The following is a 22192-nucleotide window of genomic DNA, read 5'->3' on the forward strand; positions in this document are numbered from 1 at the left end:
GACCCGACCAGGCGCTCAGAAGATCACGTGTCGACCCTTTTGACGGCGGCTGAAGATGGCCACCGTTGTTTCGGCATCTCCCACGCCCATGTTGCCGGAGTCTCCGATGCCGGAGGCGCCAAATTCTTCCCAGTCCATGGCGGAATCGGTGCCGTCGTTTTCCTTCAGCATGCCGCCGATGATGCGGCGAGCGCGCTGAAGTTTGCGGTCATCCCGGCTCCAGATGGAACAGGCCAGGTCGTGAGAGTTCGTCAGCACGGCAAAGCGCAGGAAGTCTTCGAATTCCGCCAGCGGCATCAGGCACAGGATGGGCATGAAGAACTCGGTGGTGGTCAGGTTGAACGTCTCTTCGCCCTTGCCGTCCCAATCTGCCGTGACCACCGCATTGGGCACCAGATCAGCGATGACCACCGGGGCAATCACCTCCGCGTGGTTCGCATACTCTGAATGGCTGAGCTTGCCGCCTTCGCGGGCGATGCGGTAGCCAGCGCGCCGGGCCGCTTCCTGAATGTTGGTCACGGTCTGGGCCTTGTGCACCATGTTGGGGCCAATCGTTTTGGCGTTCTCCGTGAGGTGCGGATCACCCACCGTCCACTGGTCCATCTCCGCGTTGATCAGGCTTTCGAGCTTGGTCAGCACCGCCTGGCTGCCTGCGATGCCGTGCAGGGTGGTGCACTTGTGGCTGCTGAAACCCAACTTGGAGTAAACCAGCCGGACCGCGATGCGCTGGAGCTCGTCGTCGCTGAATCCCTCATCGACGTAAGCCCAATTGCATCCGCCGCCTTCGAACTTGAGCGTGCGCACGCCGCGCCCCGAGGCGATCGCCTTGGCGGTTTTCTCGGAGCCGGTCAAAGAGACCACGGCCACCTTCTCGTGGGTGGCCAGCCCCGCAATGCCACTGCCGAAGCCTTCTAGCTTGTGGATGGCGCGCGGATTGGCCCCGGCAGCCAGCAGCATGCGCATCATCACCGTGTTGCAGATGCCGCCGAACGGATGACCTTTGAAGACCATCACGGAGCCGGACATGTAGCACCCCACGATCTGGATGACCGGAATGCCGTAAATGAAATTCATCGGGGTGACGACCGCGCACACGCCCGCAGGCAGGAAGCCGTTTTTCCAGTAACTATGGCCTGGCACCATCGGGGGCACGATTTCCCCACGGAGCGCTTTCTCTGCGTTGCCGCCAATGTGATCAGCGGCCCGCTTCGCTTCCCAGAAGTCCTTCTCAGCTTCCATGCGCGTCTTGGGGATGACGTGGCGAATTTCGCGCATCACATCCTCTGAGAAGTATTCGAGCAGGCGGGAGAAGTTGTTCACCACCCACTTTCGGTACGAGGTGGTCTCTTCGGCCCACTCGAAGCTGCTCCAGTGCGACCAGGCTGCTTCCACCACTTCTTCCACGTCGGCAGGTTGGGAGTCGGCCACGGCCACCATCGGAATGCGGTTGTCCCACAGGGTGGGCAGCGTCACCAGCTGGCCTGAACTGGGTTTTTTCCACTCCCCAGCCACCAGGTTGTAGGCAGGGACAGGAGCGGCATCTGGTGCCGTGGGCAACTCGCGGTACGGGAAGATGTAGTCGCGCAGCGTCTCCATCTCGTCATCCCGCAGGCCCACGCTGAACAGATTCCACTGCTGGCGCCGGGCGCCATAGAGGGCCGCCAAGGGGTCCTGGCCCAGCTGGCCGCGTGAATTGAAGGCGCGAACGGCGGCCTGCAGGCTCGCCAGGTCGAAGCGGCCCCTGGCGTCGAGCGCTGCATCGGTTGCGGAAGACTGAATCGTCATGGCTACCTCCCCGTCATCGACCCAGCACAATGGGCCATCTGCGAGGCGCATTGTACCACCGACGAAAGGAGCGTCGCCACGCCATCAGGCGCCGGGGAATGGGAGATCTGAGGCGCCCATCCGCCGCGTCTTTGCAGACGTGGTGGATGGCTGGATGCGATGCTCCGGCGGGCTGGTGTGGAGCAGGTGGCGTGCATCGGCCAGCAGCTGCCGGGTGAAGCTGTTCAAGGGCAGCTGGTCTGCCTCTTCCGGGGTGACCCAGCGGTACGCTTGCGCTTCGTCGGAGAGCGTGACGGGGCCGCCATCACACCGGCAAACAAAATTGAGCAAGATCATGTGGGCATCGGGCTTGTAGAATTCGGCTGATTGAATGGCTTCATAGACCGCCACAAATTGCACGTCACGTACGTTCAGACCGGTCTCTTCAGCGAACTCCCGCACCAGTGCCTCAGCCATCGGCTCGCCCGGGTCGATCTTGCCACCGGGAACTCCCCAGGTATGTCGCCACTTGTGGGTCTGGACCACCAGAACATGCCCATCAGGATCGCAGGCCAGGGCGCCCACCGTCACAATGGGGCGCGACGCGGATATCGTTGAGTCGGTGGACAAGGTGTTCAAACTCCAGGGCGGGGCGTGACCGGGCGATCCGATGCGACGAGATGTCGCCCATCGTCCTCCGATGGTATCGCAAATGTCCCGGGTATGGACGGGTATAAGGGCAGGGCGTTCCATGCGGATGCCCGCCCTGTCCCGTTGTCTTCCCGGCTGAGGTTCAGCGCCCCATGATCAACCTAGCTCCTCGTTTTCAGACGCTCGAGTTGCTAGGCCGTGGAGGAATGGGCGAGGTCTGGCGAGTGCGCTGTGAGCGCACCGACCAGGAAGTGGCCTTGAAGGTGTGCCTGAGCCCCGATGAGACGGGGCGCTTGCAGTTCCGGCAGGAATTCTGGGTGATGTCGACCCTGCGTCATCCCTCCTTGATTCCGGCCCTCGAGGCGGGCGAAACCGAGGACGGGCGTCCCTTTTTCACGATGCCCATCGTGCGCGGGACAGATGCGTCGCCCGGGATGCCGGAGGCCCAGGTGCGTGCGTGGCTGCCGGGCGTGCTGTCGGCGCTGGACTTTCTCCACCAGCGTGGTTTCGTTCACGGGGACATCAAGCCGGAAAACATCCGCCTGACGGACGATGGCGGTGTGCGCTTGATGGACCTGGGCTTGTTGCGTCGCTCGGGGCGACCCGCTCCCATCAGTGGCACCTTGGCCTACGTTCCGCCTGAACTGGTCTTGGGGCGTGCGGTCGATGGGCGCAGCGACCTTTATATGTTGGGCGCCGTGCTCTACGAACTTCTGGCCGGTGTCGCCCCCTTCTCCTCGGCCCGGACGGATGCCCTTTTGCGCGCGCACGTCTCCCAACATCCGGCGCCCCTCCGCCAGGTGATACCAGCCGTCTCCCTCGAGATGGACTCCGTGGTGGCGCGGTTGCTGGAAAAAAATCCCGCTGACCGATTCGCCAGCGGGCAGGAGGTGCTGGCCGCGCTGGGCTTGGAGTCGGCGGACGATGAATCCGCCACGCTCTGGACGCCTCCCTTGCTCGGGCGGGAGGTCCTGCAACGAGACCTGGAGGCCTGGAGTGTGCAGGCGGCACCCGACCCGCCCCTGCGCGCCATTCAGGGGGGCGCGGGGTTCGGCAAGACCCGTCTCCTGGAGGAGTTGGTTGCCTTCGCGCGCCTGCAGGGTGAGGTCTGTGTGCTGGGGGCGGGCATGGGCAGCGAGGCGACCCCCTACCAGGCCCTGGCGCCGTGGGTCAGTCACCTCTGGGAACTGGCCGCGGCGGACGTGCGGGAGCGCCTGGGGCCTTTCCTCACCACCGTCTTGCCTCACCTGGCCGACCAGGCCGCCCGCTCGCTGGAGGGCTCTGCCGAGCGGACCCGCTTTTTCGATTCGGTGGCCCTCCTCGCCGAACATGTGGCGCCTCGCCTGACCTGGTGCCTGGATGATGTTGAACGACTCGACTCCGATTCGTCGGACCTCGTGTTGTTCCTCAAAAAGCGTGGTGAGACCCTGCAGTGGCGCTGGCTGGTGGCAGGTCGGGACTTACCGGAGAAAATGGTCGAGTCGGCGCCGGTGGCGACCCTGGCGGCCTTCAGCCCGGAACAGTCTCGGGGGCTGTTGGCCACGATGCTGGGTGGAAAGGTGCCCGAGGCCGTGGCACTCCAAGCGATTGCCCTGGCCGAAGGGGTGCCGGGCTCGGTGGAGTTGTTGGCCCGGCACTGGGCCCAACAGGGCATCTTGAAGAAGCGCCGGGGCCAGTGGTACGTGACCCGCGAAGGCGACCTCGTGGCCTCAGGTGGGATCGAGGGTCTGGCCGACTCCTCCTGGACCACGCTTGAATCGGCCGCCCGCTCCCTGCTCGACCTGGCTGCCGTGCTGGGGGAACGTGCCTCATTGGCCGATCTCGCCCAGCTCTCCGGTCTGGATGACACGGCCTTCTTCGCCGCGCGTTCCGCCCTTGAACAGGCTGGTTTGTTGCTGGCAGAGGATGGGGCGTATCGCTTTCTGCGGCCCGGGCAGATGCCTCGCATCCTGGCTGCGTGGGACCCCTCCGCGCGACGGGAACAGCACGCGCGGATCGCTGTGTTCTTCGAGGCGCGCACACCCCTGGCTGATTGCGTCCGCAGGCGCGACCTGGGCACGTTGCTGCGGATTGCCGGTCACTGGGTGGAGGCAGGGCGACTGGGGGAGGCGTGGCCTTGGGTCGAAGCCGCCACGCGCCTGTGTCTGACCCGCGGGACCACCACCACGGTGATTTCCCTGGTCAATGCGATGCACACCTCAAGCGACCTGCAACCGCGCGTGCTGCTCGCGTTGGCCGGCCTGGAGGTGTATATCCTGCGTCATCAGGGACAGTTGGATGAGGCCATCGCGCGCTATGACGACGGATTGCTCGACCGCTTCGTGGCGCAGAGCGATCGCGAGGCCGGGGAACACCTGATCACCTATGCCACGATGGTGCAGCAAAAGGGCCGCTATGACCAGGCAGCCGAGAAGACGCGCCTCGGTATCGAACGAGCGCGCCGCGTGCAGGACTGGGCGACTGTCGTCCGCGGGCAGTTCGGTCTTGGTCGCATGCATTATTTCCAGGGTGATTCCGTGCAGGCCGTGGCGCAGATTGAAGAGGCGATCGCCTTGGCCCGCCAGCACGGCTTGACCTCGAGCCTCCCGCCCATGTTGAGCCTGGCCGGTTATATTCTCTCGTCGGCGGGGGAGGCGGAGATGCCTCGCGCCATGGCCTTGATGACCGAGGGGTTGAAGCTGGCGCGAGAGGAGGACAATCTCTACGACTCCGCGGAAGCGCTCAACAACCTGGGCAATGTCTTGATGGCGGGCGGAAAATTCAGTGCGGCGAAGCGCTATTTCGAGGAGTATCTCGTTCTGTGCGAGCGAATGGCCCTGCCCGGCGAGGAAACCTTCGCGCACTTGAACGTGGCCTCCGTGGCGTTGGAGCTAGGTTATCTGGCCGATGCCACTTACCACACTGACGTTGCCCTGAAAATCTGTCGTCCCGCGGGCCGTCGCTTTCCGGAAGCCTTTGCCATGGTTACCCAGGGGGCCTTGAAGATTCAGGCCGGAGAGCCGGATGCCGGTTTGGCCCTGATCCAGGCGAGCCTCGATCTGACGCGGGAGATTTCCAATCGTTACCTGGAAAGTCAGGTATTGGCGTTTCAGGCGGAGGCGGCCATGTTGACCGGCCAGCTCGACTGGGCGGAAAGCTTGCTGGCGCAGCTAGAGGCTGACCCTGCCAATTCGGAACACAGTGAGCAGGCGGCTCGCCTGGCCCGCGTGCGGGCTGGGCTGGATTCCGTGCGTGATGCGGCGGCGTTTCTGCGCAGGGCGGAGGCGGCGGCTGGAAGCGATGCGCCCTTGCCCGGGGTCACGTTGCATGTGCTGCGCTGGGGGGGATGTGCTGCCCTGCGAGGCGGTGAAGCCGAACGGGCCGAGAGGTTGCTGCGGGCTGCGGCAGCCCTGGCAGAGGCCGAGCAGATCAAGGGAGTCGCCCTCGAAGTTGAAATCTTGCGGGCGCTGGCGGCCGAAGCCCAGGGAGCCTATGGCCGGATGGCGGATCGCTTGGCTCGGGCGACGGCGTTGGCGGAAGAGACCCGGGCGACGCACGCGCAGCAGTGGATCGCCCTGCTGCGGGCTTACATGCCCTCCGGCTCGTTGAGCCAGTCGCAAGCGGCCTTGGGGTATTTACATGCCTGGCGTCAGCGATTGCCGAGGGAATCTGTCTCGGCGGCCCTGCAACTGGAGTGTCGTGACCTGATATTGGCTCAGGAGGCCACCTGCGAGATGTCCCAACGCACCACCGGACTGGCTGCTGCCATGTGTGAGGTCTCCGCGGCGTCGACGCCCGAGGACGTCATTCGCGTCGCGTTGGGGGCGCTTCTGACGCTCTTCACGGCGCGCTCCGTTCATGTGGCCACCTTTCAAGGATCTGGCTTGAGCGGGCTCGAATCGGCGGGCACGCTGGTCGATAACGAGCGTGAGGCTATTCTGGCGGCGGCCTGGGACGTGCATGCCACCGGAGAGGAGAGACTGCTCCAACTGGAGGGTCAACACGGACACGAGCCGTCCGCGGTTCTGGCCGTTCCCTTGCCGGCTCAGGACCGCTTGCGCGTCTGGATCTTGCACGTGCCTCAACGTCCCGACCTTGAACCTGCTGCCGTGAGGCAGGCAGTGGCCTTCGTGGCACGCATGGCTGCCAACAAGCTGGATCTGGCTCATGCCGAATCGCGCGAGGGCGGCGGATCGGTGAGCGCAAGCTTGGCGCTGCAGGCGGCCAAGGCCGCGCTGGATGGCAACGACCCGATGGAGAGAGTCTCGGCGCTGGCCGCAGAAACCCTGCGTGCCTTCAACGCCCGTCGGTTGCTGCTGCTGGCGCAGGAGGGGGGCAGGATGCGCTGCGAGGTGGCCTTCGGCCCCGACGCGGAGGTCTTGAACCCGGAGTGGCAGATCTTCACCAAGGGGCTTGCGCGTCAGGTCTTCAACGAGAAGAAACCCCAATTTTTTGACGCCACCGAAGGCGATGCTGGCCCGACGCGTGCCAGTGTGCGGGCCTTGGATCTGCACTATGTGCTGGTCGCTCCCCTGAGCCAGGGTGATGTCACCCGGGGGGTGCTCTACCTCGACCTGGAGCACGGGGTGTCGTCCGAGGCGCATGCGCTTGAAACGCTCGAGGCCCTGGCCGGGGTGTGGGCCGCGATGAGCAAGGTCATTGCGGCGACGGCGCTCCCGCAAACCTGATGGAGACGAACCCGGATTGCCTGATTGTCGGGGCCGGGATGGCCGGGATCAGCGCGGCGCTCTGGTGTCATCGGCTCGGCCTCAGGTTCGCTTGGGTGGAAGCCGCGGGGCGCCCCGGTGGGCAGTTGTGGCGAATCCACGGTGGCATCCCGGATTATCCTGGCCTGGCGGCCCCGAACGGTGCCAGCTTTCTCGCGTCCTTGCAGCAACAATTGCAGGCCCTTGAACTCGCGCCTGCGCTGTCCACGGCGGTGGTGGCCCACGATTCGCTCACCAGGACGGTCAAATTGAGTGATGGCCGCTTTTGTCAGCCCCGAACGATTCTGATCGCGACGGGGGCTGAGCCACGCCGTCTGGTGATTCCGGGAGAGGAGACCTGGCGAGGACGTGGTGTCAGCGATTCTGCGACGCGCGATCGCGCATTCCTGGCCGGGCAGGTGGTGGCGGTGGTCGGAGGGGGAGACGCAGCGCTCGAAAATGCCCTGATCCTGTCAGAGGTTTGCCCCAAGGTGTATCTGCTCCATCGGGGGGCCTCCTTCCGAGCGCAGCCGGGTTTTCAGCAGGCGGTCTCGCAGCATCCCCGCATTGAAGTTCGTTTCCAGACTCGCGTGGTGGCTGTCCAGGGGAATGATTCCGTTCAGGCACTCGAGATCGAGACGGCCGATAGGGCGGAAACCCTCGCGGTCGGGGCGATGGTGGTCAAGGTCGGGGTGGCGGCCGCCTTGGGGCCTTGGGCGGGCTGCCTGCGTTGCAATGCCGATGGGCGACTGTGGGTGGACCTCGCCCAGCGAACCAGCGAGGAGGGAATCTGGGCGGCTGGGGACGTCTGCAATGCCGAGGCCTCCAGTTTGGTGGCTTCCGCCGGGCAAGCGATGGTGGCCGTCAAGCAGATTGCCCTGACCTTGGCAGATGCCTGATTCCCGTCCTTCTCAATAACGGAGCCTGGAGGGAGCGTTCGATTCGAACGCCCCACGTCCAGGCCTTGTCGAGATCTTCGTCCGTCTAGCCGGCGCATCACCCGCCCCAACAAAGGGCGGCGGGCGATGCGCTGAGGTGGGTTCTTTAGAAGGCCTCGTCTTCGAGGAGGTCTTCGTCTTCCTCGATTTCGGCTGGCGCTTCCGTGGTCAACTGCCCGGCTTGCTCTTGTTGAATGAGTGCCAGTTTGCGTCGGACGAGGCTCTCAATCTCTTGCGCCATGGCGGGATTGCCTTCCAAGAAGGCGACCGTGTTGTCTCTTCCCTGGCCGATCTTGTTGTCGCTATAAGAGAACCAAGCGCCACTCTTCTGGACGATGCTGTGCTCGACCGCCACATCCAGGATGCATCCCACGCGATTGATCCCTCGGCCGAACAGGATGTCGAACTCTGCGACCCGGAAAGGAGGCGAAACCTTGTTTTTGACGACTTTGACCTTTACTCGGTTGCCGAATTCGGCGCCGTCTTTTTTGAGCGTCTCAACCCGCCGCACCTCCAGACGTACACTGGCATAAAAGCGCAGCGCCCGCCCGCCCGTGGTGGTTTCCGGATTGCCGAACATGACCCCGATTTTCTCGCGGATCTGGTTGATGAAGATGACGGTACACTGGCTTCGCCCGATGGCGGCTGTCAGCTTCCGCAGCGCCTGGCTCATCAGGCGCGCTTGAAGTCCCACGTGACTGTCGCCCATCTCCCCTTCGATTTCAGCTTTGGGCACCAGGGCCGCGACCGAGTCCACGACCACGAGTTCCACCGCTCCCGACCGAACCAGGGCTTCCGTGATTTCAAGCGCCTGTTCCCCGGTATCAGGTTGGCTGACCAGCAGGTTGTCGATGTCGACTCCCAAGGCCTGCGCGTACGCTGGGTCCAGGGCATGCTCGGCGTCGACGAAGGCGGCAATACCACCCGCCTTCTGGACCTCGGCGACGGAATGCAGGGCGACCGTGGTTTTACCGCCTGACTCAGGTCCATAGACCTCGATGATGCGGCCCTTGGGCAGGCCCCCCACGCCAAGCGCCAGGTCCAGGGTCAATGCCCCGGTCGGAATGGCTTCGATGCGCATCTTGGCGGCATCACCCAGTTTCATGATGGCGCCCTTGCCGAACTGCTTTTCAATCTGGGCAATGGCGTTTTTGAGCGCTCCATCACGGTTGGCGTCAATCCGGGAACCGGTGGCATCCATTTTGGCCATGGCGAGTAGACTCCTTTGGGTTTGAAGCGGGGGCGCGGTGCGTCCGTTTGAAGGATTTGGATTCGAATATTTGTTCGACTCTCGGGGCAAGATTACCAAACATCTGTTCGATGCGCAAGTGCCCTGGCTCACATGCGGGCCTGCCTCATGTTTCTGGCTGGGATGCCCCCAGGGTATAGAAGGACCGGCAACTTGGAAACGTGCTTTGGGACGCCAGGGAGGATGATGGGCCGATGCCGGAAACGACAACCGAGACCAAGCGTTGGGTCTGTTCGCGCTGTGGTTACGTGGAGGAAGGGGAACACCCCCCGGATCTCTGTCCCTTTCCTGATTGTGGGGCCGGGCCCGAGGATTTCTATCTCGAAGATTGAGGTCAGCGGTTACCTTGCTTCGGTGGCCCCTGGCGCTGTGGCCGTGCTAGCATGAGTCGCTGCGGCACTGACGGCGCGCAGTCGGGCTGACGAGGGAGGACCCCCATGACGGCGGATCATCTGACGCAATCATCCGATCGTGTCGAGACCCACGGTTTGGATGAAGTGCGCCTTCATCACGCCTATCGGACCATGGTCATGATGCGCTTGCTTCACGACCGGGCAACGGCCTTGCAACGCACGGGGCGCATTCACTCCTGGCTGGGTTGCTACGGCCAGGAGGCGGCGATCGTCGGGAGTTCCCTGGCCTCTGAGCCCCAGGACTGGTTGTTTCCCTCTTATCGTGAGCACGCGGCCGCGCTCGTGCGGGGCATCCCCGTCGGCAAGCTGATGGATCATCTGTTCGCCAATGCGATCGACAACGCCAAGGGGCGTAACCTTCCGCCTGAGTACACCTTCAGGGAAATCAATTATGTCAGCATCAGCGCGCCGGTCGGCACCCAGGTGCCCCAGGCGGTCGGGACGGCCTATGCGGCCAAGCTGAAAGGCGACCCGGTGGCTGTGATGGCCTATTTTGGGGACGGCACCGCCTCCTCCGGGGATGTGCTGGTTTCGTTGAATTATGCAGGTGTCTGGAAGGTCCCGCTGGTGCTGTTCTGCCAGAACAACGGTTGGGCCATTTCCGTTCCCACGCACATGCAAACGGCCTCGCCGACCATTTCGGCGCGTGCGGCCGCCTTCGGCTTCGAGGGGGTCCAGGTGGACGGCAATGACCTGCTGGCGACCTATGGGGTCACCAAACGCGCGCTCGAGAAGGCGCGGCGTGGCGAGGGACCGACCCTGATCGAGGCCATGACTTATCGCGTCGGGCCACACTCCACCTCTGATGACCCCAGCGCGTACCGGGACGAAGCTGAGGTGGCACCGTGGCGAGACAAGGACCCGATCGCCCGATACGAGGCCCAGTTGGCCTCGCTCGGTCTGTGGGACGAGGCTTTTGGTAAGTCCGTACGTGACGCTTGTCATGCCGAATTGCTGGAAGCGGCCAAGGCTTCCGAGGAGGCCGGCCCCCCGGAGGTGTCCACGATTTTTGACGAAGTCTATGCCGAGATGCCCTGGCACATCCGGGAACAGTGGCAGGCCCACATCGGCCTGCGCCAGGAATGAGACGGTTCCTGGCGGCCCTTGGGCTGCTTCTCTCGCCTCAACTGCTGGCCCCGTGCCCCGCCAACGCGACTACCTTGCCCCTGATGGATCTCTCGCCGGGCGTTCGCTCGCTGAGCCTGGGCGGATCGGACCTGACGCTTCACCTTGCAGCTGATCTGGCCTTGAGTGGGGTGGCCAGTGGCTGGTTGCTGGGGTTCGCTGGGGGCCTCGATTGGGCCAATCCCTTGCGGCGCGATTCGAACCACATGCTGGCCTTGCGGGTGGGGCGTCGGATCTGGGGGGATCATCGCCTCAGTGTGGGGGCCTTGCTGAGTGGTGGCTTCAACTGGGTTGACCCCACCACGGCCCCCAGTGACCCCACCGAGCAGTTTTTCGACAGCAACCTGTTGCCCTGGTTGCAGCCAGCCCTGGTGGTTTCGTGGCAACTGCCCCTGTTGGAGCGTTGGTGGCTGCGGGCATCCCTGGGGCCCGTATTTGGTCGCTGGACGGCAGGACCCCTCATGATGCCCTGGATCGTACCGGCCGCAGAGTTGGCCTACCGCGTACAGCCCAACCAGGAACTGGTCGTGTCGGGTGGGTACGCCAGTCCGAACGGGGTGGCCTGGCGCGTCGCGTTCTGATCGCCGCGAAGAGCCTTTCCTGAGGACTTTAGCTTTTCTTCGGCTTCTTTCAGATAGCTGAGCCCCCAGGCGCGCGTGGTCGCTTGGGGGCTCCTTCGGTCTTCTTGTCAGACCCGACACACCACCGGAGGCGGAGCGAGGGGCTCGTGATGAGGCTTTTTGAAGAGCGTGATGGTCAACTTGGCCGGGTTGAAGACGTTGTGGTTGTGGGTCGTCGGGGTGGTGAGAATGAACTGCGCACGGGACGCCTTCAAAAAGTCGCCGACCTCGTCGATGCGCTCCACGGACAGATGCGCGAAAGGCTCGTCCAGAATGAAGAATCCGGGGCCCTGGCCACCATCGCCGTCCGTCAGGGCCATGAGCAACAACAAGCTGACGATCACCTTTTGACCGCCAGACAGGTCGGGGTCCGACAGGGGGCGAAGGTCTTTTCCGTCATAGGCCACCTGGACATGGACGCCGGCCTTCTCGATGCCATCGTCGTCCGCTGACAGTTTCGGCAGTTCCATCTGGAGCCTGATGTTGGCTTTCTCCGCCAGCCGCAGCGCGTTGCCACGATATTCTTCAAGAACCTGTTCCACCAGGCGGATGTAACTGCCTCGGCAAGCCTTCAGTTCGGCCTCACCTTCGTTGACTTCCCGCAGCCGACGCGTGACGAAGCTCTCCTGGGCCTGGACGTTTTCAGCCTGCTTTTCCCAGAGCGTCACGATGGCCGGGTCTGTGCAGCCCGCGTAGCGACCCAGCTCTCCTTCCATCTCGTGGATGCGCAGACGCACCACGTCGGGCAGCGGAATGCCTGCCAGCGCCTCTGGCGTGCGGCTGGCTTCCGGGATCACCTCTTCCAAACGCCGGCGGTTGGTCTCCAGGGCTGCGAGTTGAGGTCCTCGGCTGGCCAGTTGGGCTGAGAGCGAATCGATCTCTCGCTGTAGCCGGGCCAGGTCGTGTTCGGCCTGGCTGGCATCCCGATCGGCGTTGGCTGCAGCCTGGGCCTTGGTAATGATCTCATCCTGCGCGCCCTTGAGTTGCGCTTCCAAGGTATTCAGCTGGCTCTGCCAACCTTCACGACGCGCCAGCAAGGCTTCGTATTCTGGGCGAATGCGTTCCCATTCCTGGCGTTTTTCCTGGTCGGCGAGGGCTTGTCGGCGCTCGGCCAGTTCCTTGGCGTAGAGTTGAATGTCACGCTTGACGTCGCGGGCTTCTTCTTCAATCTCGGCCACGCGCTTGAGCCCTTCCTGAGCCCGCGAGGTCACGCCCATCTGACCCAGGTAGCATTCTCCGGGACGCACCCCGATGAAGATGCCGCCACGCCGGTCGACCTTGTATCCGTCTGGGGTGATGGCCGCTTGGAAACGCCCGATCACGCTCTTGGCTTCCTGGACATCCTCGACCAGGGCGGTCTCGTTCAGTCGTTCCAGGATCCAGCGCGGTACGCGGGAATCCAGCACTTTGACCGCTGCCAGGGCAGACCCTGCCCGGGGGGCCAGGGATTGGTCACGGTTCGGCTCGCACATGTAGTGGCGGTAACGTCCCCGGCGGGCCAGTTCCAAGGCCGCCACGTGGTGTTGCGGCGCCACGATCCAGTTGAAGCGATCGCCACCGACCACCGACTCGATCGCCAGTTGCCAACGTTGATCCACCACCTCCAGGGCTTCCGCCACCAGCGTCGCGGGGATCTCCGCGTCCCGCAGGGTCGTGCGCATGTCGTTCACGAAGGGAGGATAGACGACCTGCCCCTTTTGCAAGGAGGCCAGGACGGCCAGCAGTTCCTTGCGTTGTTCTTCCAGGCGATTGAGACGCGCGCGGGCCTCACCCACGGCCTCCTCGGCCACGTCCACATCTGCTTGCAAGCTTTCCATGTCCTCTTCGAGGACCCTTTCAGCCGCCAGGCGTGCTGACTCGAAGCGGCCGACGGCCTGATCGAGTTCCCGTCCTTCCTGCATGATGCCCTTGCGTTCGAGATCCAGGCCCTGGCCGCGCTCTCGCGCCGCTGCCAGGTCCGCCGTGAGGGTGGCCTTTGCCTCGATTTCCTTCGCGTGAAAAGCCTTCAGGGCTTCCTGGTCGCCCTTCAAGGCTCCCAGGCGTTGTTGGCCGTTTTCCAGGTCTGGCCCCAGGCGTTTCAGGTCGTTCATGACGTCCTTGTATTCAGCCAGTGGCAGCAAGGTGTTGCGGTAGTGCGCGACCTGGCCGTGGCGGTCCCGAAATACATCGAATTCCCGCTTCTGACGCTCGAGCCGTTCCAGCGAAGCCTGTTCCACGCCCAGCCGTTTGGTTTGTTCGTCCAGGTCGGCGAGGGCCCGGTGATAACTGTCCTTGGCTTCCTGGTACCGGTCAAAGACCTGGCGCTGTCCCTTGATCTGCATCACATAGGTGAACAACTCGTGAGGTGTCCGTTCGCAAAGCTTGTTGGTTTCCCCCTGCTCGATGGCCAGGATCGAGAGCAAGGAACGGCTGACGCCGGCTTTGAACAGGATGTCGCTGTATTCCACTGGCCCCAGCATCTTGTTCTGCGTGAAGGCGGCCTGGATGTCCGAAAAAGGAGCTTCCCCCGGCAAGATCACGTAGCGACTTTCGACGCTACCGGCCGAGGGAACCAGCACACAGGCCAGGGTGACCAGATCATCCTGAATGTTGAGACAACGAAAGGGGCGGCCCACTTCCGATTCATAGTTGCTGACCAGGGCGGAAACCACCGTCATCTGACGCTTGTCGCGCATGTATTTGTTGCGCCGGCGTTTGGTCGACAGGCGTGGCGCATTCAGGATGATGCGAATGCCGTCCAGAAAGGTGGTCTTCCCGCTTCCATTGGGTCCCGCCAGCATGACGATCGGCTCATCGAGCGGTACCGACACCGGGCGCCAGCAATCCCAGTTGGAAAATGAGAGCTTCAGAATTTTGAACATGGTTTCAATTGCTCCGGTCAAACCTCTCCGCGCACGGACGAGGAATCCATCCTGGCGTCAGGTGTGAGGGGGGAGGTCCGAGCCATCAGCGACAGGATCCCAGACGATCGGACCAGCGGCTGCCTCGGCCAGAGCCGCAGCGGCGTGCCAGCCCATCTCCTCGCCGGTCGTCTCCTCGGATTCTTCCGGGACAGGCTGTTCGGCCAGCACCTTGGCCAGGGTGCTTTGTCGGAGAAAGGCAGACAGCTTCTGGCTGTCTCCGAGCAGATCGAGAAACGGACCCGCTTTGATCTCGTCCTTGCGGACGTATTCAAGAAAACCCAGACGTTTCAACTGGCTCACGTACATCTCGAAGCGTCGCCCGCCCAGCTTCTTGCCGAACTCCGCGTTGAGCGCCTCGAAGGACACCACCGGTTCTGAAATACCGCCTTCTCGGCCCTCCTCCGCCAGCCGCTGCGGCAGGACCAGTCGGGCCCACAGCACCACCAGCAGGGCCAGGGCGTTGCGGTCGAGTTCGGCCAGGTTGGTGATGCGTTCGGTGCGATTGCCAGGGCCATCCGCGAGCGCCAGGCCGTAGTAGCGGGAATAGGGGCTCCAGGCCAAGGTCAAGCCGATGCCGTTCAGGCGGCGCTCCGCTTCGGCGCGCTTGGCTGGGTCCATCAACGACTTGGCCTCTCGACGCGCCAGGAAACCCTTGTGGAAGAATGGGGCGAGCACGCCAGCAATTTCGTCGTTTTCCGCCACGCGTCCCACGGCATTCTCCGGAACGTCGTATGCCGCTACGGGTTCCAGCAAGGCCGCATCATCGGTCTCGCGGAACCCGCCTGCCGGAGTCGCCACGGAGGGGCCGAACGTCTCGGTCGCGGTGCCTGACGTCATGTCGACCGGAACCGGGGTCTCGAATCCAGGCAGGTCGAGGCCCACGAATCGGGCCACGTCTCCCGTGGGGGCAGGCGTAAAACGGGGTTCGTTCGGCCCGGTTGCGGGCGTGCCCTCTGCTTCAAACGGCGCGTCCATGAGAATCCTTTCGAACGATCGCGTGTGGCCTCAGGTAGGCCTCGGTGATCTCTTTGATCATGGTGGTAGGGGAATGCAGCAGGGTGGTCTCGTCCGGCCGGTCGACGTGCAGGGGAACGACCTTGAGGCGCTGCACGGGGGAGTCGGAACGTTCACCTGGGGCGACGGGGGTGCCCACCAGCGGCAGCAGCGACAAACGATACAGGGCCAGGGCCGGCTCATCGACGGTGGCAAATTCGTACAGCGGAATCAGGGTCTTGGCCGAGGCGAATTTCTCGAGGTCGGCGACGGCCTCGGCGATCGTCTCCCGGTTGTGGGTGACGACGGTGGTGGTGGTCACGGGAACGGGTTCGTTCCATTCCTCCTCCTCGAGTTCAATCAACTCCCGATGGAGGTGATACTCGGCCGCTGATACCAACAGGGCCTCGTCGAAGAAGGGGGGGATGAAGGCAGGGCAGCGGAAGGCGTCCTTGGCAATTGCGGCGAGCTGGTCGACGTCTGCCGCCATCAGCATGCGCGTGATATCGAGCTGGTTGATGCCTCCTTCCAAAGACACGAACTGCTCGCCCATGCCCGTCAGCACCCGGATCAGTTCAGACCGGTAGGCGTGGAGCTGGCTGAGATGCTGATGAATGGCCTGATATTCGGTTTGGATCTCCCGCCGCCCCAGGTCCAGCCCATCCAGCACCCGGCGGGTTTCCTGAGAGAGGGCCAGACACTGGTCGAGCTGGTCTTGCACGGCGACCAGTCGAACCTCCGAGTGCGAGTCCAGCGCCTCCATCAGCGATTGGGTCAGTACATCGAAGCGCGAGCGCAAGTTGTACAACACGTCCAGCGGGTCGTAGCCCATCTGCAGGCAGAATTCGACACCGTACAGGGCAATGCCCATTTCCTGACGTTGGGGCGACGCTTGCGCCAACATGCCCAGCATGGCGGCCGCGTTGACCCCCATTTCCGTCCAGCTGTAGCCGCGCGTCCGGTCGAAGTCCAACCATCCATACTGGCGGAAGGTCGAGACCAGATGGTCGAGGGCCTCGGCGTTCAGCCACGGCAGGATGCGCTGCATGGTCTCCTTGTCCCAGAAGCGCTCGCGACAATCGGCAAACAGTTCCCGGATGAAGGCCACGCGCACGACAAACGCCGCTTCATTGGCCCCCCGGGTGAGGGCCAGAAAGAGCGGGAACAGGGCATGGAAGCCTTGGTGAAGGCGCAGGGCATCGACCTGCTCAGCCCGCCAGCCGTCGGCCAAAAACTGCTCGACCGCTCGCCTGCGGACGGAGCCGGGAGCGGCGGCTTCTTCCTCGCCGGCCAGCGGGTTGAACGCGACCGGTCCGGGCGTCGTGGATGGGGGAGATTCGAGGGGCATGCAGACTCCGAGGCCCTGAGGACGCTTCGCTCGAGGCGAGCCGTGTGAGAGCCTTGATCGTGCCTCATCATACCGCGTTATGTCCTCGGCCGGTGGTGCCCTTGGTCACGCTCTGGCGGCCAGCCCGGCCCTCCCCCCGGCCGTGGCCTGATGACCTGGTATAAATGCGCCTGCACGAGGGCATGATGGTCGGGTCGGCGGGCGTATCACCGAGAGAACGGGAGAGCGCTGGCCGGCAGTCACGCAGAGGAACGTATGGGAAAGCTCGGGCTGGTTCTCTCCGGCGGCGTATCGAAGGGCGCCTATGAGCTGGGTGTGATCCGCGCGATGGCCGAGCGTGGGATCGAACCCGACGTGATCGTGGGCATCTCCGCCGGGGCTATGAGCGGCGCCATGATGACGGGCCTGATGCTGGGGGGGAATTTCTGTCCGGAACGCGTGGACGACTTCATGATCCGCACCTGGACCGAGCGGGTGAACCTGCGTGGGTTCTACCACAGCTTCGACGGGGAGGATGGGCCTGGTGACCTGGAACGCAAGTCGCTCAACAACCTGTTCCTGCGGTTCGGGATCGACCCCTTTGAACGCATCTTCATTCCGACCCGCTTTGATTCCCGATCGATCGGGACGCTGGAGACGATCTTGCGGGGGCAGTTTGTCTCGTTGTTCTCGCACTCGCTGTTTCGGAAACTGGCCCAGGAATGGAATTTTCCCACCAGCAACGCGCGTTCGGTGAAGTTTTCCGCTGCCATCTGCAACCTGTTGGGTCAAACCACCCTCAGGCCCGAAGATGAGACCATCGAGCGGGCCTGGGCTCATTTCGAGGACTTTCACTGGTATCCCGGCCTGGCCCCCTCGCAGAACTTCATTCAGTTCAATCGCATGCTCGATGTGGTGATGGCCAGTTCCTCCTTTCCGCTGGCCTTCCCGCCGATGCGGATGACGCTGCCCGGGGCCAGCCAGCCCGGCATGTTCATCGACGGCGGAATGACCGACCACGCGCCCATCGGCAAGGTGATCAAGCTGGACCCCGAGGTGGATACCGTCTTGGTGGTGATGGCCACGACCATCGTGCCGCCCCCGGAGCAGGACCCAGATGACATCGTGAAGGTGTTCAATCGGATGGCCGAGATGCTGGCCGGGAAGTTCATCATCAACAACTATCACCAGGTTCAAAAGGTCAACAAGCGCATTCAGGCGCTGCACCGGTTGTTCCAGCGGGACGGTGAGGGCGAGGTCTTGAGAAACGAATTTAACCAGGATCTGGCGGTGGCCGCCGGATTCGAGAATCTGGACGCCTTTCTGGCTCGGCGGGTGGTACGGTTGATTCCCATCATTCCTTCGGCGCCTTTGAAGGGGGATCTGTTCGCGGGTTTCAAGGACCGAACGCTCATGCTCGACTACATTGAACGGGGGCTCCAGGATGCCCGTGTGATCCTGGACCAGCGCCTGGTGTCCAACCGGGAGGCTCCCGCTTGAAAGAGGGGCCCGCATGATCGCTTTGGGAATGGTCACGTTGTGATGATGGTTGGGGAGGTTTCGATGGCACGTCGCCTGTATGTCTTGTGGCTGACCAGTACCCTGCTGACGGCTTGTAACCTGCCTGTCGGCGCCCTCCTCTCCGGTCCCCCCGGGCCGAAGGTGCTGGGCACGGTCAAGGACATGAAGGGGGCCGAGGTCCGGGTGGGCCTGATCGGCAGTGCCAAGGCCGGCGGAAAACAACGCGAGATTGTCTCGACCTCGGCCGCCAACGGCAGTTTCAGCCTCAGCCTGCCTGCCTGGCCTCCCACGGACCTGATGGAGCAACCGGATGAGACGCGCTCCGTGGTGTTCACCCTGCGCGCGTATAGCGACCGCAACGGCAACAGCGTCTATGATGACGGCGAACCCTTGTGCGAGTGCGCCTCTGGTCGGTTCCGCTATTTTTCCTCGGATGGTCCCAGCGGTGCCTATCGCGCGGGCTGGAACGCCATGACCGAAGATGGACGCTACACGCAGAGCTTCTCCGCTGCCTACGTGCTGTGAGGACATCGGCCTGGTAGGCGGCGCCCACGGGGACCTGCTTTGAAGCGTCTCGGGCGGCGCGACGCCACGGTGGTTCAGGGCGCGTAGAGCTTGCAGTAGTTCCAGAAACTGGCGAAGACCTTTTTCACGTACAGCCGGGTCTCCAGGTACGGAATACTCTCCACGAATTCATCCGGGTCACCAGAGAAACCTCGCCGCCAGCGAGCCACGGCCCCGGGGCCGCCATTGTAGGCGGCCACGGCGTAATGTCCACTGCCGTCGAAATTGCGATGGGTGAAGGCCAGATACCAGGCTCCCAGCTGCAGATTGCAATGGGGGTCGGTCAGGGGCCGACCGATCACGTCCGGCACCTGCTTGTACACCCACTCCGCCGTGAATGGCATCAACTGCGCGAGGCCCGTGGCACCGACCCAGCTGCGGGCTTGGGGATCAAAACGACTTTCTTCCCGCACCAACGCCGCCAGCAACAGGGGGTCCAGGCCGTGACGGCCGGCGGCATTCAGCAGCAGGGAGGGAAAACCGAGCGGGTAGGAGAGGCGAGGTTCTCCCTTCTCCTCGGCGATGGCTCTGGCATAGCGTTGCTGCAGGAAGCTCAGCCAGGCCTTCACATTCGAGGAACGGGTGCCGCGCACATGGACGTCCGCCACATCGAATTGGCGCAGGAACAGCAGTTCGCGAACCGCCTCCGGCCAGTCGCGAATTTCGGTGGGCAGGGGGCTTCCTGCCACGCCTCCGGCCAGCGCGCGCTCGCGAGGACCGAGCAGGTCGGTGTAACGCACGGGCAGATCTTGCACGGCTCTGCCCGGCCGGGTGGAAAACCAAGGGTCCGCTCCCGTGCCGGTCAGGACGCGTTCCCGAAAGGTGGCCCGCCAGCCGTAATAACTGGAAGGAGACCGCCCGATCAGGCCCCGATAGACGCCCAGGGCCTCGTCGCGACGTCCCATTTTCTCGTAAATGCGACCGATCCAGTACTGCGCCGCGACGCCGTAAACGTGATGGGGATTGTGGCGGGCCAGGCGCTTCCCATTGACCAGGGCGTCCTGGAATCGCTTGTTGCGAATGGCGGCCAGAAATTCGCTCCAGGTGATGTTGGTGGCCTCTTCGCTCCACGGGTAATGCTGGAGGATGCTGCGCTCCATGGCACGCGCGGCGTCGATCCGCCCTTGCTCCCGCAAGGCTTTGGAAAGCTTTTCGCGAGCCGTGACGCCGGCTTCCCCCCCTGACGCGGCAGCCCGGTGATAGGCGGCCACCGCTGCCCCCCAGCGCCCGCGTTGGCCTTCGATCTGTCCGATGGTGAGCCAGGCTTTGCCTGTCAGGGAACGGTCTCCGCCGACGACCCGATGCAGGGTGGCGATCGCCCGGTCGAGCTGGTCCAGCCCCCACAAGCTCCGCCCCAGACGGTACAGGGCCATCGGGCTACGCACCCGCTCGAAATAGCGGGCCGCCTGCCGGTAGTCGCTGCGGAAAAAATGATGGCTGCCGATCCGGTACAAGGTATCGGCCGACAGACCTGACCGCGCGGACAGGGCCCGGACCACCTCATCCAGGTAGAGCCCTTCCGGATAGGCATCCCAGTAACGCATCAGCTCTTGCGTCGAGGCCCCTGGCTGCTGGGTGAGCAAGAAAAGTGCCCGTTCCGCTGCCGGTCGCTGACCGGCTTCCGCCACCACGGCGCGCAACATGTCGCGCGCCTGCGCAGGGTCAGGCGCCAGTTCCGCCAGTTTCACGCGGGCTTCCCAGCGAAGCGGACTTCTGGGGTGCTGGTCGAGCAAGGTGCGCAAATGGGACTCTGCCTGCTCGCCTTCAAGGGCGGCCAGACGCCAGAGGGCCCAGTCCCCCAGTAGCCGGTGGCGCGCCCTGCCGGTTTGAAGGCGCTTGATGGCTTCCGCCGTCTCTCCGGCATGGGCGTAGGCATCGCCCGCCATCAAACTGGCTCGGCGCCCGACCAAGGTGTCACGGGCGTGCTCGGCCAGGAGGTCGAAATCTCGTGCCAGGGCGCGCCAATCTTCCACGCCGGCCCCGGGGCCGCCCGGCCCGGCAATCCGCATCGCGCCATAGCGGTCGAGTAGCCCCGTGAGGTTCAACAGCAGTTGGCGGGCGTCGGTCATCTCGACCTCCGCCTCCTGAGACGTTTCCGGGGCTTCCGCCGCCTGTTGCCAGAATCCCAGCGCCTCCTCCGCCTCGCCCTGACGCCAGGCAACCCTTCCGAGCCACAGGTGGGCCTCGGCAGAGCGACGGGGGTCCTCGGCGGCGGAGCGAAACAGCGCCTCCGCGGCCTCGTAGCGCCCGATGCGATAAGCCAGCCGCCCTTCCGCCAGGGGGGACAAGGGAACACTCATCCCACTCAGGGGCAGGATGGCCAGGAGCAGCAGGGTGGAGCTGAGCTGAGCAGCGTGTCGCGTCATGCCTTCATTTAACCACTCCCGCCAGCCGCTGGGCTGTGACTTGCACGCGCCATTTCGCGGTGCTTCTGGCCCTCCTCGTCGTGATTCGGGGGTGGCCCGTCGCGCACTTCGCGCGAGCGGAGACGAACGCAAGGGGTGAGGCCGCCTTTCTGCCGTGGCGTGCGCGTGCTACGATCGGCCACGTCCCATGTCCACGCCAGTTCCCGAGACTCCTGACCCTGCTTCGCCCTCCCGCCCTCGTCGGCGTCCCTTTGATGCCGTCTGGAGCTGCCTGCTGGTTGGCCTGGTAGGGGCGTCGCTGGCGGCGGCCTGGCTGGCTCCCTGCGATCCCCTGATGCAGCTGCCCGATGGTCTGAGCCCGTTCGGGACGCCGTTGGCTCCCTCCTTGTCCCATCCGCTGGGCACGGATGAGCTGGGCCGAGACGTCCTTTCGCGGTTGCTGCACGGCGGCAAGCTGTCTCTGCTGATCGCCGCCGGTTCCACCTTGCTGGCGGGCGCCCTCGGGCTGCTGCTGGGTCTGTCGGCGGGTTACTGGGGACGCGGGGTTGACCAGGGGGTCATGCGCGCCACCGAGGTGTTCATGGCTTTCCCGGCCATCTTGCTGGCCGTGGCCCTGGCGGCAGTCTTGCCGCCCGGTCCGTGGTCCGCGGTCCTGACTCTGGGCATGGTCGGTTGGCCTGGCCTGGCCCGGATGGTCAGAGGTCAGGTCCTGGCCTTGAAAGAGCAGGAGTTCATCGAGGCGAGTCGGGCCCTCGGAGCCGGCCATCTGAGGATTTTGAGCGAACACGTCTGGCCCAACGTGCGCCCGGTCGCGATGACCTTGCTCGCCCTGAAGTTCGCGGACATGCTGCTGATGGAAGCCGCGCTCGGCTTCCTGGGGTTGGGCGTTCCGCCCCCGACCCCGACCTGGGGGGCCATGGTGGGCGAAGCCAAGGCCTATTTCTTCCACGCCCCCTGGTTGGGGTTGCCTGCCGGCGCGGCGATTTTTCTCACGGTCCTGGCCGTGAACATGATGGCGGATCGGCGGCTGGCCCGGGGAACGAGCCGCTTCTGACCGCTGGCTCAGAATTAGG

At 64.1% G+C, this 22192-nt stretch carries 15 protein-coding genes; 8 read left to right on the forward strand and 7 right to left on the reverse strand.

Translation table 11 applies throughout. From position 1 onward, the window contains the following. Positions 1 to 15: 15 nt before the first annotated feature. On the reverse strand, positions 16 to 1785 hold the full coding sequence (locus VKP62_02795) for an aldehyde dehydrogenase family protein (GenBank protein MEB3196109.1): 1770 nt from the start codon (positions 1783 to 1785) through the stop codon (positions 16 to 18). Positions 1786 to 1869: 84 nt separating this feature from the next. Next, complete coding sequence (locus tag VKP62_02800) at positions 1870 to 2394, reverse strand: NUDIX domain-containing protein (protein ID MEB3196110.1); 525 nt, start codon at positions 2392 to 2394, stop codon at positions 1870 to 1872. A gap of 173 nt (positions 2395 to 2567) precedes the next feature. On the opposite strand from VKP62_02800, the gene VKP62_02805 reads away from it, so the two are divergent. Both VKP62_02805 and VKP62_02810 read left to right on the forward strand, forming a co-directional pair. After that, positions 2568 to 7082: a protein kinase gene (locus VKP62_02805; GenBank protein MEB3196111.1), complete on the forward strand. Its 4515-nt coding sequence runs from the start codon at positions 2568 to 2570 to the stop codon at positions 7080 to 7082. Continuing rightward, positions 7082 to 7999 (forward strand): NAD(P)/FAD-dependent oxidoreductase, encoded by a 918-nt coding sequence (locus VKP62_02810; GenBank protein MEB3196112.1) that lies wholly within the window; start codon positions 7082 to 7084, stop codon positions 7997 to 7999. The genes VKP62_02805 and VKP62_02810 overlap by 1 nt, the downstream gene beginning before the upstream one ends. 145 nt (positions 8000 to 8144) lie before the next feature. Here the strand turns inward: VKP62_02810 and recA are convergent, their stop codons facing one another. Continuing rightward, positions 8145 to 9248, reverse strand: a complete 1104-nt coding sequence (gene recA, locus VKP62_02815; protein MEB3196113.1) for a recombinase RecA — start codon at positions 9246 to 9248, stop codon at positions 8145 to 8147. A 233-nt stretch (positions 9249 to 9481) separates the two neighbouring features. On the opposite strand from recA, the gene VKP62_02820 reads away from it, so the two are divergent. The 3 genes from VKP62_02820 to VKP62_02830 all read left to right on the forward strand — a co-directional run bounded on the left by VKP62_02820 (position 9482) and on the right by VKP62_02830 (position 11406). Continuing rightward, a complete protein-coding gene (locus VKP62_02820) occupies positions 9482 to 9619 on the forward strand; it encodes a hypothetical protein (GenBank protein MEB3196114.1) in 138 nt (45 codons plus the stop codon). Between the two features lie 105 nt (positions 9620 to 9724). Further along, a complete protein-coding gene (locus VKP62_02825; GenBank protein ID MEB3196115.1) occupies positions 9725 to 10786 on the forward strand; it encodes a thiamine pyrophosphate-dependent dehydrogenase E1 component subunit alpha in 1062 nt (353 codons plus the stop codon). A gap of 74 nt (positions 10787 to 10860) precedes the next feature. After that, the gene (locus VKP62_02830; GenBank protein ID MEB3196116.1) at positions 10861 to 11406 is read left to right on the forward strand and encodes a hypothetical protein; all 546 of its coding nucleotides are present in this window, start codon (positions 10861 to 10863) and stop codon (positions 11404 to 11406) included. A gap of 107 nt (positions 11407 to 11513) precedes the next feature. Here VKP62_02830 and VKP62_02835 read toward each other — a convergent pair whose 3' ends face one another. Genes VKP62_02835 through VKP62_02845 form a run of 3 tightly spaced genes read right to left on the reverse strand, consistent with a single transcriptional unit; the run spans position 11514 to position 16689 of the window. Next, entirely contained in the window at positions 11514 to 14306 is a 2793-nt protein-coding gene (locus VKP62_02835; protein ID MEB3196117.1) for an AAA family ATPase, read from the reverse strand. Between the two features lie 57 nt (positions 14307 to 14363). Next, entirely contained in the window at positions 14364 to 15323 is a 960-nt protein-coding gene (locus tag VKP62_02840) for a hypothetical protein (GenBank protein ID MEB3196118.1), read from the reverse strand. Continuing rightward, positions 15307 to 16689 carry a hypothetical protein gene (locus VKP62_02845; protein MEB3196119.1) on the reverse strand — a complete coding sequence of 461 codons (1383 nt, stop codon included), beginning with the start codon at positions 16687 to 16689 and terminating at the stop codon, positions 15307 to 15309. Before VKP62_02845 ends, VKP62_02840 begins: the two co-directional genes overlap by 17 nt. A gap of 255 nt (positions 16690 to 16944) precedes the next feature. Here VKP62_02845 and VKP62_02850 point away from each other — a divergent pair, with 255 nt between their 5' ends. Beyond that, positions 16945 to 18168 (forward strand): patatin-like phospholipase family protein, encoded by a 1224-nt coding sequence (locus VKP62_02850; GenBank protein MEB3196120.1) that lies wholly within the window; start codon positions 16945 to 16947, stop codon positions 18166 to 18168. Between the two features lie 63 nt (positions 18169 to 18231). Beyond that, positions 18232 to 18714, forward strand: a complete 483-nt coding sequence (locus VKP62_02855; protein MEB3196121.1) for a hypothetical protein — start codon at positions 18232 to 18234, stop codon at positions 18712 to 18714. Between the two features lie 74 nt (positions 18715 to 18788). Here VKP62_02855 and VKP62_02860 read toward each other — a convergent pair whose 3' ends face one another. Next, entirely contained in the window at positions 18789 to 21119 is a 2331-nt protein-coding gene (locus VKP62_02860) for a tetratricopeptide repeat protein (protein ID MEB3196122.1), read from the reverse strand. Positions 21120 to 21306: 187 nt separating this feature from the next. Between VKP62_02860 and VKP62_02865 the strand changes: the two genes are divergently transcribed. After that, a complete protein-coding gene (locus tag VKP62_02865) occupies positions 21307 to 22173 on the forward strand; it encodes an ABC transporter permease (GenBank protein MEB3196123.1) in 867 nt (288 codons plus the stop codon). The last annotated feature ends 19 nt before the right edge of the window (positions 22174 to 22192 follow it).

Source organism: Candidatus Sericytochromatia bacterium, assembly GCA_035285325.1.
Lineage (GTDB): Bacteria > Cyanobacteriota > Sericytochromatia > S15B-MN24 > JAQBPE01 > JAYKJB01.